The organism is Chitinophaga sp. sic0106, assembly GCF_019219075.1.
Lineage (GTDB): Bacteria > Bacteroidota > Bacteroidia > Chitinophagales > Chitinophagaceae > Chitinophaga.
On the sequence record NZ_JAHUWJ010000002.1, the window covers coordinates 305113 to 319748 of the forward strand.

14 protein-coding genes are annotated in these 14636 nt (G+C 46.0%); all 14 read left to right on the plus strand.

Annotated elements, in window-relative coordinates:
- Window positions 1-41 precede the first annotated feature (41 nt).
- The 14 genes from KW844_RS03970 (at window position 42) to KW844_RS04035 (ending at window position 14621) form a co-directional block, all read left to right on the plus strand.
- Window positions 42-431, plus strand: a complete 390-nt coding sequence (locus KW844_RS03970; protein ID WP_218375418.1) for a hypothetical protein — start codon at window positions 42-44, stop codon at window positions 429-431.
- Between the two features lie 134 nt (window positions 432-565).
- A complete protein-coding gene (locus tag KW844_RS03975; protein ID WP_218375419.1) occupies window positions 566-1231 on the plus strand; it encodes a DUF1349 domain-containing protein in 666 nt (221 codons plus the stop codon).
- Between the two features lie 24 nt (window positions 1232-1255).
- A complete protein-coding gene (locus tag KW844_RS03980) occupies window positions 1256-1831 on the plus strand; it encodes a hypothetical protein (RefSeq protein WP_218375420.1) in 576 nt (191 codons plus the stop codon).
- A 138-nt stretch (window positions 1832-1969) separates the two neighbouring features.
- Window positions 1970-2728 carry a hypothetical protein gene (locus KW844_RS03985; protein ID WP_218375421.1) on the plus strand — a complete coding sequence of 253 codons (759 nt, stop codon included), beginning with the start codon at window positions 1970-1972 and terminating at the stop codon, window positions 2726-2728.
- Window positions 2729-2775: 47 nt separating this feature from the next.
- On the plus strand, window positions 2776-3111 hold the full coding sequence (locus KW844_RS03990) for a hypothetical protein (RefSeq protein WP_218375422.1): 336 nt from the start codon (window positions 2776-2778) through the stop codon (window positions 3109-3111).
- A 218-nt stretch (window positions 3112-3329) separates the two neighbouring features.
- On the plus strand, window positions 3330-3842 hold the full coding sequence (locus KW844_RS03995; protein WP_218375423.1) for a hypothetical protein: 513 nt from the start codon (window positions 3330-3332) through the stop codon (window positions 3840-3842).
- Window positions 3843-3872: 30 nt separating this feature from the next.
- Entirely contained in the window at window positions 3873-4223 is a 351-nt protein-coding gene (locus tag KW844_RS04000; protein WP_218375424.1) for a hypothetical protein, read from the plus strand.
- A gap of 255 nt (window positions 4224-4478) precedes the next feature.
- Window positions 4479-5165, plus strand: coding sequence for a response regulator transcription factor (locus tag KW844_RS04005; protein WP_073079288.1), 687 nt, complete (start codon window positions 4479-4481; stop codon window positions 5163-5165).
- Complete coding sequence (locus KW844_RS04010) at window positions 5162-6487, plus strand: HAMP domain-containing sensor histidine kinase (RefSeq protein WP_218375425.1); 1326 nt, start codon at window positions 5162-5164, stop codon at window positions 6485-6487. Before KW844_RS04005 ends, KW844_RS04010 begins: the two co-directional genes overlap by 4 nt.
- A 117-nt stretch (window positions 6488-6604) precedes the next feature.
- The gene (locus KW844_RS04015) at window positions 6605-7987 is read left to right on the plus strand and encodes a TolC family protein (RefSeq protein ID WP_218375426.1); all 1383 of its coding nucleotides are present in this window, start codon (window positions 6605-6607) and stop codon (window positions 7985-7987) included.
- A gap of 55 nt (window positions 7988-8042) precedes the next feature.
- Window positions 8043-11315, plus strand: coding sequence for an efflux RND transporter permease subunit (locus KW844_RS04020; protein ID WP_218375427.1), 3273 nt, complete (start codon window positions 8043-8045; stop codon window positions 11313-11315).
- A 33-nt stretch (window positions 11316-11348) separates the two neighbouring features.
- Window positions 11349-12470 (plus strand): efflux RND transporter periplasmic adaptor subunit, encoded by a 1122-nt coding sequence (locus KW844_RS04025; protein ID WP_218375428.1) that lies wholly within the window; start codon window positions 11349-11351, stop codon window positions 12468-12470.
- 334 nt (window positions 12471-12804) lie between these two features.
- Window positions 12805-13674: a right-handed parallel beta-helix repeat-containing protein gene (locus KW844_RS04030; protein ID WP_255578205.1), complete on the plus strand. Its 870-nt coding sequence runs from the start codon at window positions 12805-12807 to the stop codon at window positions 13672-13674.
- A gap of 356 nt (window positions 13675-14030) precedes the next feature.
- The gene (locus KW844_RS04035) at window positions 14031-14621 is read left to right on the plus strand and encodes an RNA polymerase sigma-70 factor (RefSeq protein WP_218375429.1); all 591 of its coding nucleotides are present in this window, start codon (window positions 14031-14033) and stop codon (window positions 14619-14621) included.
- Window positions 14622-14636 lie beyond the last annotated feature (15 nt).

The following is a 14636-nucleotide window of genomic DNA, read 5'->3' on the forward strand; positions in this document are numbered from 1 at the left end:
CTTAGATGTAAATACTTTTGTATCGACTAATATCTTTAATTATGAAACTATTTAAGAAGCTCCTGTTTCCATTGTTGGCAGTGATGTTTTTGTTTGCTGCGTGTTCTAAAGACAAAAATGATGGCCCCTCCAGCACCAGCCACAAAGTGGTGTTTAAAGCAATTGGTTCCAGCGATACAGATATAAGCACGGCGGTTTACGGTTATGATACCGAGTTGACAACTGCATCTGCATTATCTGGCACCACCTGGACCAGCCCTGAGATTACCGTACCAGCGGGTGCCCTGATGGCACAGGCGGTAATATCAGCAATCGGCACTAACGTTAACTCCAGCCTGAAAGTAGAAGTATGGGTGGATGGAGTTAAAAAAGATGAAGCCAGCAGCACTGGTACAGCGCTGTCGGCCCATGCCTCTGCACGCCTTCAATAAAAACATTTCACTTATTGCTGTTACCCCGGTGGTCGTATAGGCGACACCGGGGTATTTTTTTGCCGCATAGCACCATAGATCCGTGCTATGCGGTTTGTTTTTTTATATTTGTTGGCATAAACCGGATTTTTTATATGAAGAGAATAAAGTGCCTCTTTGGGGCAATGGCCTTGTTACTGACAACTGCAAACTTCGTAGCTGCGCAAACGTTAGATAAGATGCAGTGGTTTAATGAACCGGAGAAATGGGAGATAAAAGACAACGCCCTGGTAATGCAGGTGACGCCGCAGTCGGACTACTGGCGGATTTCCCATTATGGCTTTACCGTGGATGACGCCCCTTTCCTGTACACCACCTACGGTGGCGAGTTTGAAGCCAAGGTGAAGCTAACCGGTGCCTATAAAGCCCGTTTCGATCAGATGGGACTGATGCTGCGTACTGATCATGAAAACTATATCAAAACAGGAGTAGAGTATGTAGACGGGAAGTTCAATGTGAGCACCGTTGTTACCCACACTAAAAGCGACTGGAGTGTAACTACGCTGGATAAGGCGCCGCCTTACATCTGGATCAAAGTGGTGCGCCGCCTCGATGCGGTAGAGATTTTCTATTCTCTGGATGATAAAAACTACATTATGACCCGCAATGCTCCGTTGCAGGACAATAAGCCGGTGATGGTGGGCCTGATGGCCGCGAGCCCGGATGGAAATGGCTTCCAGGCTACTTTTGAATACTTTAAGGTAAAGCACCTGCCGGATCAGCGCCGTGTAGAATGGTTGAAAAAGAACAGCGGTAATTGATAATTTTCTCTTATTTAGTATGCTATGAAAAAAATCCTGATTACACTATGCCTTGGCCTTGGCAGCTGCTTAGCTGCGCAGGCACAGAAAGAAAAAAACGAACTGCACTTCAAGAGTGGGCAGTCTCAGCTGATCACCGTTTATAAGGGTACAGTTTTCGTCAATGGTAATAAAGCTTTTATCTTCCAGAAAGATAATATTAACTACGCCAGTAAGCGTAATAAACTGGTGGAAGATGGAAGGACAGTTTTTTTATTTCTGGAAATAGACAATGCGCCGAATAAAAATCGGTTCCTGGTGTTCAATATTGATCACTCGCTGGCGGATACGGTTGTCAACGCTATTGCTTCTGATGTAAAGGACTGGGATGGTGATGGCAACCTGGAATTTGGTGGTGCGGAAAATACGCCAGTGTACAATGGTACAGACTCTGCTTACTATGTAGCTTCCCGTTTTTACGAGATTAAAAAAGGCAAAATTTCCTATGATGCTGCGCTGACGGAAAAGACGGACCTGAAAAAAAACAAGGTATTTTTAACGGACCCATATGATGCAAATGGTCAGCCAAAGCTGATCCCTAAAAGGCAGCCGAAGCGCTGATTTTTGATACGCTAATTATCATTATAATAAACTGAAAATCAATCTGATGTGAGGAAGATTTTTCCTCCCGGATTGATTTTTTTATTGTGGAAAACTCCTAGCTTCGCGGTATAAAATCAACTAAAAAAATATAAAACCATGTTTGACAACCAGGAAGTTTTTAAGGTCATGTTAACCGAAGTTGTTAACGCCGCAGTAAATGATTCGATGGATAAAAAGTTTGAAGCTTTTGAAGTGAGGATGGATGGCAAGCTCCAAAAGCTGGAAGGTTCCATGAATCAACAATTTAATGAAGTCCATGAAAAGTTTAATGGAATGGACACTCGCCTTAATGGAATGGACACTCGCCTTGAGGGAATGGACACTCGCCTTGAGGGAATGGACACTCGTCTTGAGGGAATGGACACTCGCCTTGAGGGAATGGATGCTCGCCTTGAGGGAATGGATGCTCGCCTTGAGGGAATGGATGAACGATTTATGGACATTGACAAGCGCCTTGAGGGCATTGACAGCCGCCTTGAGGGTATCGACGAACGATTTGTAGGAATTGACACCCAGCTCAAAGGGTTTGATGAACGATTTAAGGGAATTGACACCCAACTTAAAGGGTTTGACAAGCAACTTAAAGTCGTTGATAAGCAACTTAAGGGGTTTAATGAAAACTTTAAGGGAATCGATCAACAATTTGCTGATATGAACACAAAGATTGACGATATCCAGAAAACATTAGTGGTGAATGGAGCGCATATTGCTAAAGGTGCAGGTCATCTCCTGACTTTAGTGGCTAACCAGAATGCTTTGATCAGCCATTTTAAGCTAATGGAGGCTACTATTGAAGAAAAATTTAAGGTTAAACTAAATGTTATTAAAAGTGATTCCTTTAAAAGGCACAACTAACTGATTATTTTTTATTCGTATTATTTAACAATCAAATTTTTATTATTATGATGATAGAACCTCACATTAAACAGGTTATGGACCTTGTTGAAATTCAAAAGGAAGAAATGGATAATTATCTAAATGCTGTGAAAGCACGGTATAAGGAAGTTCGAGATAATAGCTCCATCTCTGAGGGAGAGCATCCAATTGCTTGGGATGAAATTACGTCTTGGATTAAATCATTAGAAGAAACCTTACAACTTACAAAAGCAGAAGTAGAAACTATTAATAGTAATTACTTTATGTTCAATGCAGGTTGGAGAATCTTTAAAGAAAAATGTGACAGGATTAAGCTCCGATTAGAGCTGGCTGAAGCAAATGCACTGCCTCCTGCTGAATAACCCTCCTTCAACTTTAGATACAGTTAACTACCAAGGATTATTCCCCAAAGTCAATTCCCAACAACAAACACCGCAGAATTGGCGGAAGCTCAATGCCACTAAATAGGGTATTAGCGATCCCGTGCTCATAGTCGCCGTAGCGCCTGGAGGAGTTGTGTCTTGACTTTTGGGTTACCCATTGTTTCACAATATTTTTTTTAACTCAAAAATTGAAAACCATGTTTGATGACCAGGAAAAATTCAAAGGCATGTTAACCGAAGTTGTTAACGCAGCTGTTAATGATTCCATTAAGAAGGAGCTTAAGTCGCTCGATGTTTCCATTAACCGGAGAATGGGCAAACTGGAAAAAAAATTCGAAAAGCGATTTGAAAAAGTGGATGAGAGTTTAAGAAACATATCAGGTCGACTTACTACACTGGAAGGTAAGATGGTTATTCTGGAAGGTAAGATGGATAATCTGAAAGGTAGAATGGTTATTCTGGAAGGTAGAATGGAGAGTATGGAGGGTGAGATGGAAATGGTGAAAGTTGAAATGGAAAGTATGAGTCAGGCGGTGAAATATGCCAGCAGCAGATCGGATTTAGCATGTACGCATACCTATAAGTTGCTGGATGACACAGGCAGGATCGGTCGCCAATTCGACCTCCTGATACTTGCACTTGAAAAGGCGTGTAAAGTGGACCTTACTGATGTAAAAATAGTTACACCAATAATTCCGGAACACAATTAAATCATTTTATAATCTAAAAATGGAAATTTTATGTCACAAATTTTAGAAAGCGTAAGAATAATGCCACTTGCCAAGGCAGTAGACGAATTAGCGAAAGAACTCGAAGGAAGGTTTGATAAATTAAAGAGTAGATACGAGCTTTCCTATGCACAGTTTAAAGAGGAAGGCAATGACCATCCATTTAATGATGCTGGCATTACTGAACAGTATAACAAGCTGACTAGCTTCATTGGTTTTATGAGAAAGGAGGCCGATGGTGTAATTGGAAGTCTGTTGAATTTTGGTAATTCTTTTTCGTTCCTTGATAATGTTTTAGACAAGCTTAACTTTCGCCTGGATATGCTTGAAGAAATCGAAAATTCAACATCGGAAGGCGGTTGACCCTTTTTCAACTTGAGATACCGTTAACTACATACTATCCCAAAAGCCATCTCCCACATCATCTCCCGCAAAGGCGGAAATTAAACCACTACCAGTGGTATCAGTACTGCTGTGTCCGTAAATAATAGCAGTCTATATGACTTTTTGGATAGTATGTATATATAATGAATTAAAATACATATACATAGGCTATAATTGCTCAAACTTCAAAATTGATATAAATTTGCACTGCACTTTGCCTGCAAGTATGTACATATGAAAGTCTTGATCGTAGAAGATAATAAAGAACTCTCCAGTGGTATAGCCGACTATCTCACCGGAGAAAAGTATATCTGTGAGCCGGCCTACGACTTCGAAACTGCCACCGAAAAGCTGTCACTCTTCTCGTATGACTGTATCCTGGTAGATATCATGCTGCCCGATGGCAACGGCCTCGAACTGCTCAAACAAATCAGACAGGAAAACATCCGCAGTGGTATACTCATCATCTCCGCTAAAGATGCCCTCGATGATAAAGTCAAAGGCCTCGACGAAGGCGCCGACGACTACGTCATCAAACCCTTTCATATGTCCGAGCTGCACGCACGCCTACGTGCCATCTACCGCCGTAAACAGCTGGAAGGCCCCAGCAGCCAGGTAGTATTTAACGAAATAGAACTCAATACCGATACCATTGAGGCATCCGTGAATAATCAGCCACTCGATGTGACAAGAAAGGAATTTGACCTGCTGCTGTATTTTATCGTCAATAAAAACCGCGTGCTGTCAAAACAAGCCATCGCCGCTCACCTCTGGGGAGATTATACCGATAACCTCTCTAACTTCGATTTTGTATACCAACACGTAAAAAACCTGCGGAAAAAGATCAGTGTGGCCGAAGGAACAGACTATATAGAAACCGTATATGGCCTGGGTTATAAGTTTAATACGTCCAAACAATGAAGTTACTCAACAAAATAACAATCTGGTTTATTGGCGTGATCTTCCTGGTGACACCCATCACCATGGTGATATCCCGTACCAATATCAAAAAACATCTCGATAAAGCAGAAGAACAACGTATGCGCGCCGTCAACGACCACGTATACCAACAACTGCTCACCGGGGTTAAACTGGATCATTATACCCATGGCCGCCCCATCGACGTGAGCCTCTTCCAGGGCCCTATGCCCGCCGAAAGAGTGCAGACCGTCAAGGAAATAGCCCCCAACGAAGACCTGGCCAAAAACGAATGCCGCATCACCGTTACCTCCTACTACCAGATAGGTAAACAGATCTATAAAGTATCCTCCTATAACTACGTGCTGAAATCGGAAGAGATTTTCGCCGGTATGCTCAGCACCGTGGTCTGGAAAATGCTGCTCATCATCCTGTGCGTAGGACTCACCGCCAGACTGCTCTCCAGGATTATCCTCGAGCCTTTCTACCGCGGACTCAAAATTATCAAGCACTTCGATGTGAAAAAAAGCGACCAGAAACTGCAACTCGCCCATACCACCACCACCGAATTCAAGGAATTGAACGACTTTATCGAGTCCATGGCCCAAAAAGCCCGCGCCGATTACGCAGCCATTAAAGAGTTCAGCGAAAATGCCTCCCATGAGCTGCAAACACCGCTGGCAGTCGTTCGTAGTAAACTCGACCTGCTCAGCCAAACCCCCATCAATGATAAACAGGCACAACTCATCGGTGATATGCAGGCCTCCATCGAACGCCTCTCCCATATCAACCGTTCCCTGGTACTCCTCACCAAACTGGAAAACCATGAGTATGCCACTTCAGAAAATATCAAGTTCTGTGCTATCACCAAGCGCGTAATAGCCACCTACGAGGACTGGGTGAAAATGAAAGACATTGACGTCTCCTCCAACCTGGATGCAAACATTGTACTCAATATCCACCCGGCCCTGGCCGAAATCCTCCTCAGCAACCTGTTTAGCAACGCTATCCGCTATAACCTGGAAGGAGGTAAGATAAAAGTGGAACTCAATAAATATAATTTCATCATCAGCAATACCGGCAACCCACCAGAACTGCCCACCGCAGAACTATTCCGCCGCTTCAAAAAAGGTAACCAGTCCGGTGAAAGCACCGGCCTCGGCTTAGCCATCGTTAAACAGATTTGTACAGTAAATGACTTTTCGGTGACTTACAATTTTGAGAATGGCTGGCACCAGGTTAAAGTAATGTTCGCACAGCCAGAAGTCAAGCCCACAGTGGAAAAGATTTGCGCCGTGGCAGAGCCGAAGGTGGCAGTCAGCTAACGCCGGCCGACAAATTTCTCAATTCTGAAGATTCTTCAAATTTACTTCAAAATGTGATGGTCACTTTGCACCTGGAAATTCAGATGAACTTCCACCGCTAGTAAAACCAAACTCATCATGTGGAGTAAGAAATTATTGTTGTTGGCGCTCTGTTCATTTATAACGGGAAATTATATCTATGCCCAGCAGGTATTCACCCTGCAACAAGCCATTGACACAGCTGTCGCCAACTACGGAACCATTAAGGCCAAGCAATCATATACAGCCGCCTCAAACGAACAGGTAAAACAGGCACGCCGCGATTACCTGCCCAACTTCAACATCTCTGCCCAACAGGACTACGGAACCATCAACGGACAAAATGGTCCGCTCTATGGCTTCGGCGGCCTCGCAGCTTCCTCATCAGGACTGCCGCTCGACCACCAGAACTGGAACGCAGCATTCGGTGCATTATACCTCACTAACATAAACTGGGATTTTTTCGCTTTCGGACGAGCAAAAGAAAAAATTAAAACCGCAGTCGCAGCCGCTGCACAGAACGATAAAGACTGGCAACAAGAGATCTTCAGACACAAAATTAAAGTGGCGGCTGCTTATTTAAATCTCGTGGCAGCAAAACAACTCACGCGCTCCTACAGAGATAATATGGACCGTGCTGATACCATCCGAAAAGTAGTGCGCATACGCGTACTGAACCACCTGATCGCCGGCGTGGACTCCTCCCAGGCAAACGCAGAATACTCCAGCGCACGCATCACCTACACCAAGGCAAAAGATGCAGAGCAGGAGCAGGGTAACCAACTCGCACAGCTGCTGGGCATCACCGCACGCGATTTTGAAGTTGACACCGAATTTGTTAAACGGATACCTAATCTCCCCGGCGATAGCCTCGATGAAACAAAACATCCGGTACTACAGTACTATAAAAGCCGCATCGCCCTCGTTGATGAACAGGCGAAGTACTCCAAAACCTTCTACTACCCGGCGTTTTCACTGGTAGGTGTATTGCAGACCCGCGGCTCCGGCTTCGGTAACGGATATGCTGCCGACCAAACAGATTTTAGTCACAGCTACTGGGATGGCATAAAACCCACCCGCAGCAACTATCTCATAGGTCTGGGTGTTACCTGGAACCTCTCGCAGCCCTTCCGCATCTCAAAACAAGTGAAGGCGCAAGAGCTCACCAGCAAAGGATTACAGTATGAGTACGAACTCGCCGATCAACAGATCAAAGCGCAGTACGCCCTCTCCGATACCAAACTGCAAAACGCGCTGTCCAATTTCAGAGAAGTGCCGGTACAGGTGAAAGCCGCTTCCGATGCCTATCTGCAAAAAACAGTACTGTATAAAAACGGGCTTACCAATCTGGTAGACCTCACCCAGGCGGCCTATGTACTCATCCGTGCACAAACTGACCGCGATATCGCTTATGTAAACGTGTGGCAGGCACTGCTGCTGAAAGCAGCCGCAGCCGGCGACTTCAACATATTTAGCTACTAACTAACGCTGACGGATAAACGGAAATCATGCTGATTATTTCTAAGAAACAACTATTATGAATCTGATAAGCTTTGCACTTAAAAAACCTATTACCATCCTGGTGCTGGTAGCCGGTTTGTTCTTCTTCGGGATCAAAGCGGTGACAAGTATCAAAGTAGATATCTTTCCCAAACTGGATCTGCCGGTGATCTATGTTTCCCACCCCTTCGGCGGTTATAACCCCGCCCAGATGGAAACCTATTTCGCTAAACAATACATTAACATCTTCCTGTTTGTAAACGGGGTAAAAAGTATTGAAACTAAAAATATCCAGGGCCTCACCCTGATGAAGATCAACTTCTACCCGGGCACCAACATGGCCCAGGCGGCAGCAGAAGTAAGCGCCTTCTCCAACAGGATTCAGGCCATCTTCCCGCCGGGCTCCAACCCGCCGTTTATCATCCGCTTCGACGCATCCACGCTGCCGGTAGGCCAGCTGGTATTGAGCAGCGACAAGCGTAGTAATAATGAACTGCTCGACCTGGCAAACGTATACGTACGTTCGTCCTTTACGTCTATCCCCGGCCTGGTGGCCTCTCCGCCATTCGGTGGTAACGTGCGTACCGTGGTGATCAAAGCTGATCCTGAGCTGCTGCGCCAGCACAACCTCACACCTGATCAGCTGGTAGAAGCCATGCGTCTCAATAACCAGACCTCTCCATCCGGTAACGTGCGCATTGGCGATAAAAACGTAATCACTCCCATCAACACCACTATTAAAACCGTAAAAGATTTTGAAGATATTCCACTGTTTAAAGGGGATGTACAAAATTTATATCTGAGAGATGTAGCCACCGTGGAAGACGGTGCGGACGTAACCTCCGGCTATGCGCTGGTAAACGGCCGTCGCTCCGTATACCTCAGTATCGCAAAAGGTGCGGATGCCTCTACCTGGGAAGTGGTGCAGAATCTGAAAAAAGCAATTCCCCGTATTCAATCCCAGCTTCCGGAAGACGTGAAGCTGAGCTATGAATTTGACCAATCCACCTACGTAATTAATTCAGTAAAGAGCCTCCTGTCAGAAGGTATCATCGGCGCCATCCTTACAGGCTTAATGGTATTGCTGTTCCTCGGAGATGCACGCGGTGCCCTTATCGTAATCCTCACCATCCCTACCTCCATCATCTCGGCAGTGTTGTTCCTCACGCTTACCGGACAAACGATCAATATCATGACGCTGAGCGGCCTGGCCCTCGCCATTGGTATCCTCGTGGATGAAAGTACGGTAACGATTGAAAATATACACCAGCACCTTGATATGGGCAAACCCAAGGCCCTGGCCATCTGGGACGCCTGTCAGGAAATAGCGTTCCCTAAATTGCTGATCCTGTTCTGTATCCTCGCGGTATTTGCGCCGGCCTTCACCATGGGTGGTATCCCTGGCTCACTGTTCCTGCCGCTGGCACTGGCGATCGGGTTCAGCATGATCATCTCCTACTTCCTGGCACAAACATTTGTACCGGTGATGGCCAACTGGGTAATGAAAGGAAAACACCACAAAGGCAAGGATGGCCATATCCTTACAGATGCGCAAGAATATGCCCATTCAGGTTTACCAGCCGGTAGTGAAAAAAATACCTGGGATCAAAAGGAAGTTTTATTACAGCGAGAAGATAGTAACCGCGATGGTAAAGTGTCCCGTTTCGAAAAGTTACGCGCCCGGTACCTGCGCTTCCTGGAACGCATGATGCCTTACCGCAAAATTGTAGTAATAGGTTATCTGGTGATTACAGGTGGTATAGTAGCCCTGTTGTTTGCCAATATCGGCCGCGATGTACTGCCTAAAGTAAATTCAGGTCAGTTCCAGGTCCGCATGCGCCTGCCGGATGGTACCCGTATCGAAAATACGGAAGCAGCTACCATTCAGCTTACTAACGCCATAGGTGAAATTGTAGGTAAGGAAAACGTATCGATCACTTCCGCCTACGTAGGTACCCATCCGCAACAGTTCTCTACCAGTCCTATCTTCCTCTGGATGGCAGGCCCGCACGAGTCAGCATTGCAGGTGGCACTAAAAGAAGACTATCATATAAACCTCGATGAACTGAAAGATAAGATCAGGGATAAAATGCAAAAGCTGAATCCGCAAATGAAATTGTCCTTCGAACCGATTGAGCTCACAGATAAAATCCTGAGCCAGGGATCACCTACACCAATAGAGGTTAGGTTCTCCGGCCGTGATAAAAAACTCAACGAGGCCTATGCACAAAAAATGGTGGATGAGCTGAAAAAAATTCCTTACCTCCGGGATGTACAGATAGGCCAGTCCATCAAATATCCGGCTTTAAACGTGACCGTGGACCGTGTACGCGCAGCCCAGCTGGGCCTGGATATGACGGATGTTTCCCGTTCTGTTACCGCCTCTACTTCTTCTTCCCGCTTCACGGAAAAGAATATCTGGGTAGATGAAAAAATATCTAACAGCTATAACGTACAGGTACTGATACCGGAAAGCAAGATGGCCAGCAAACAGGATATCACAGAGATACCACTGATGAAAAATAATTCCAGACCTGTGCTGGGAGATGTGGCCACCCTCAGTGATGGTACCACCTACGGTGAAATCGATAACCTGGGCGCCATGCCTATGCTGACCGTTACAGCCAGTATAAACAAAAAAGACCTGGGCTATGCCGGTAAAGATGTGCAGAAAGCTATTGCCAACCTGGGCGAACTCCCGCGCGGTTTAAGTGTAGACCTGATCGGTATGAGCAGCACCCTCACAGAAACACTGGATAGCTTACAGAGCGGCCTGCTGGTAGCGATTGTCGTAATCTTCCTCATGCTGGCGGCTAACTTCCAGTCGTTCAAAGTATCCGCCATCGTACTGGCTACAGTACCTGCGGTATTGCTGGGTTCCCTGCTGTTGCTGATGATGTGCGGCTCTACGCTCAACCTGCAATCTTATATGGGTATGATCATGTCCGTAGGGGTGTCCATCTCCAATGCGGTACTGTTGATCACCAATGCCGAACAGCTGCGTAAAGCAAACGGGGATGCTGTATTATCCGCCAGAGAGGCAGCAGCACTACGTTTGAGGCCCATCCTGATGACGGCACTCGCCATGGTGGTAGGTATGATTCCTATGGCCAGCGGCCTCGGTGAAGCAGGGGACCAGTCCTCCCCATTGGGAAGGGCAGTAGTGGGCGGTTTGATCGCTTCTACCTTTGCGGCACTTTTCGTACTGCCGTTAGCGTTTGCATGGGGACAAAAACGCACTACCACACAGAGCGTATCCCTGCATCCGAGAGATGAAGAAAGCATTCACTATATTCCAGAAGTTAACTAATATCATTACAAATCATTCAATAAATAATATCATATGAATAGCGGTCTGCGTTTATTTTTTCCTTTATTATCGGCGATAGCCCTGACAGCGGGCCTGCAGAGCTGCGGTACCTCCGATGCTAAAGACGAAAAATCTGCTGCTGCGGAAGCGGCACCTGCCCTCCAGGCTTTTGCGCTGGAAAAAAGCAACCTGTCTTCCAACATCAAAATCCCCGGCGAACTGATTGCCTTCTCTTCTGTAGACCTGTATGCCAAAGTGAGCAGCTTTGTGAAAAAGCTGAACGTGGATGTGGGTTCCCAGGTAGAGGAAGGGCAGGTGCTGGCCATCATGGAAGCACCAGAGATCAACTCCCAGTTGTCCGGCGCCGATTCCAGGCTGAAATCACAGGAGGCCATTTACCTCTCCAGCAAGGCTAACTACGATCGTTTGCTGGAAACCAGTAAAACACCGGGTACAGTGTCCCAGAACGACCTGGATATCGCCTTTGCCCGTCAGAAGTCGGACCTGGCACAGCTGGAAGCAGCAAAGGCTTCCCTGCGCGAAGTAGGCAATAACAGGGATTACCTGACCATCCGTGCACCTTTCTCTGGTGTAATTACGGCCCGTAACGTGAGCACCGGCGCCTACGTAGGCCCTACCGGTAAAGGTTCCGAGCTGCCAATGTTTACCCTGCAACAACAGCGGAAACTTCGTTTAGTGGTAAGCGTGCCCGAAGCTTACAGCGCCTACCTGAATGGTAAGGACGAAGTAAACTTTACCGTTCGCTCACTAAGCAACCGCAAGTTCTCCGGAAAAATTGTTCGTATGGCAGGTGCGCTCGATAAAAAACTCAGATCTCAGCATATAGAGCTGGACGTAATTAACGACGATAAAAGCCTGTTGCCGGGAATGGTAGCTGAAGTGAACATTCCGCTGAACAGCGCTGCCAACAATTTCGTAATCCCGTCCACCGCGGTACTGAATTCTACCAAAGGCCTCTATGTGATTAAAATAGATAACCACAAAACCAAGTGGGTGCCTATTTCTACCGGCCGCAGTGAAGATGGTAAAACAGAAATCTTTGGTGAGCTGAACGAGGGCGATACCCTCATCACCAACGCTACCGAAGAAGTTCGCGATGATGTAACCGTACCGGCGGTAAAAATTGGGAAATAACCAGATTAAACTTTCACTTTGTTAAGTAGTCTGAATATCAGCTTTTCGTGAACGGAAACCATGCATTAACACGTAAGCAATGCTACTTTATATAACACAGATTATAGGTTGATAAATGAAGAGCCGCCAGGTATCCACCAGGCGGCCTTTTTTATGCACGGAAAATAAAATTACTGCGGTGTAAATGCAGTCGAAACGCCCGCCTGGTAACGCAATCGTTGCCGATAACGATTGCGTAAATAAATCGATGCCATGACTATGATGCCATGAATTATTTTACGAATTTCAATGGAACCCTCATTCAAATTTTCCACGAATTAAAAATTGCACTGTTATGAAAAAATCCCCTATTATCATGATGCTATGCATCGCATTAGCAAGCTGTCAGAAAAATGATGTGGCCCCTCCCGGCGCAGCTGAAACAACCACCTCTGCTGCCAAAACCGAAGCCATTACCGTTACTACCGAAGCAGCCCTGAAATCTGCTATCAGCGCGGCTAAAGCCGGCGATATCATTACGGTAAGCGGTACTATCAAACTTACCAGTACCTTACAGTTGCTCAACAGCGGCACTTCCAGCTCTAAAATCAATTTCACCGGTGGAGTGCTGGACTGTTCCGGCATCGCTTCCGGCTGGGGTGTAAAATGTAATGGCAGTTATTGGAACATCACCAACATGACTATCAAAAATGCCCCTGACTGCGGGCTGGTATTCCAGTATGGTGGCTACAATTACGTGTATAACGTGACTACCTCCGGGAATCATGATTCCGGCCTGCAGATCTATAATCAGTCGCATCACAACAACATCAGCTACTGTAAGTCCAACGACAACTATGACACACAGAATGCGGGTGAAAATGCGGATGGTTTCGCCTGTAAATTATCTGCCGGCGCAGGAAACCTGTTTGACCACTGTACTGCCAACCACAATTCAGACGATGGATGGGACCTGTACGGACAACCGTCTACCGTAAAAATTACTAACTGTACCGCCACCAACAACGGTTATGGGGGTAATGGTGATGGTAATGGTTTCAAGCTTGGCAGCGCCGGACAGAATGTAGCACATACGGTCACCAACTGTACTTCCAGCTACAATAAGGCATCCGGTTATGATGGTAACGGCAATACAGGCCACATTACTATTACGGGTAGCACCGGCACCGGAAATGGGAAAACACTGTTTTACAGGTTATATTAATCAACAACATATATTTTGGAGAGACCAAGGGTCTCTCCAAAATAATTACAGTCTGCCAAAGGTAGACTGTAATTTGCCCTAAAGAATATGCTTTTATCGCTGCTCCTATGTTCGCAATAAACAACAAAACACAAACCTTTGCTGCTTATGCTGCTCCTATGTTTACACAAGCAATAAAAACACAAACAACATAACACAAACCTTTGCTGCCTACCTGCTTGGCTGCTTTGCGAGCAAAAAAGACCGCTCTCCTGGCGCCAAAGGCGCCTAAAACTTAATAAGGCTTTGCGAGCAAAAAAAATCCTCCTGCATACTAACCTCCTTTTCTTTATTTTAGCATCAGAAAATGCGCGAATTTGACAAGGGATAACGCTTATAGTGACCTGGAACTGGTAAGCATGTTAAAACGAGGCGATGTACAGGCGTTTGACCTGCTATACTCCCGTCATTGGGCTGGGATGTACCAGTCAGCCTTTTACCTGCTGAGAGATCAAAATGCCTGTATGGATATAGTACAGGATATTTTCGCGTGGCTATGGGAAAAGCGCGCGGAGCTTGATATACAAACTGTACCTGCCTACCTCCGCAGCGCTGTTCGCTTTAAGGTGATCAACTACATCCGTTCCGGAAAAATAAGGACCGATTTTTATGCTGAGCTGGCAGGAATTGCCTTGCCCACAGAGCCGGGCCCGCAGGACTTCCTCGAACTCAGTGACCTGAAAATTATTATCCAGCAGGCCATTACGGATCTGCCTGAGAAATGCCGGGAAATATTTTTATTAAGCAGAGATGGACAGCTGACGAATCAACAAATAGCAGATTTACTGAATATCTCCATAAAAACGGTAGAAGCCCAGAAAACCATAGCACTAAAGCGCATCAGAACCGCCGTAGATCCTCATCTGCTGGCGTTGTTACTACTCCCTATTGTTACCCACTATAGTTAGTATCCTACCCAGCTG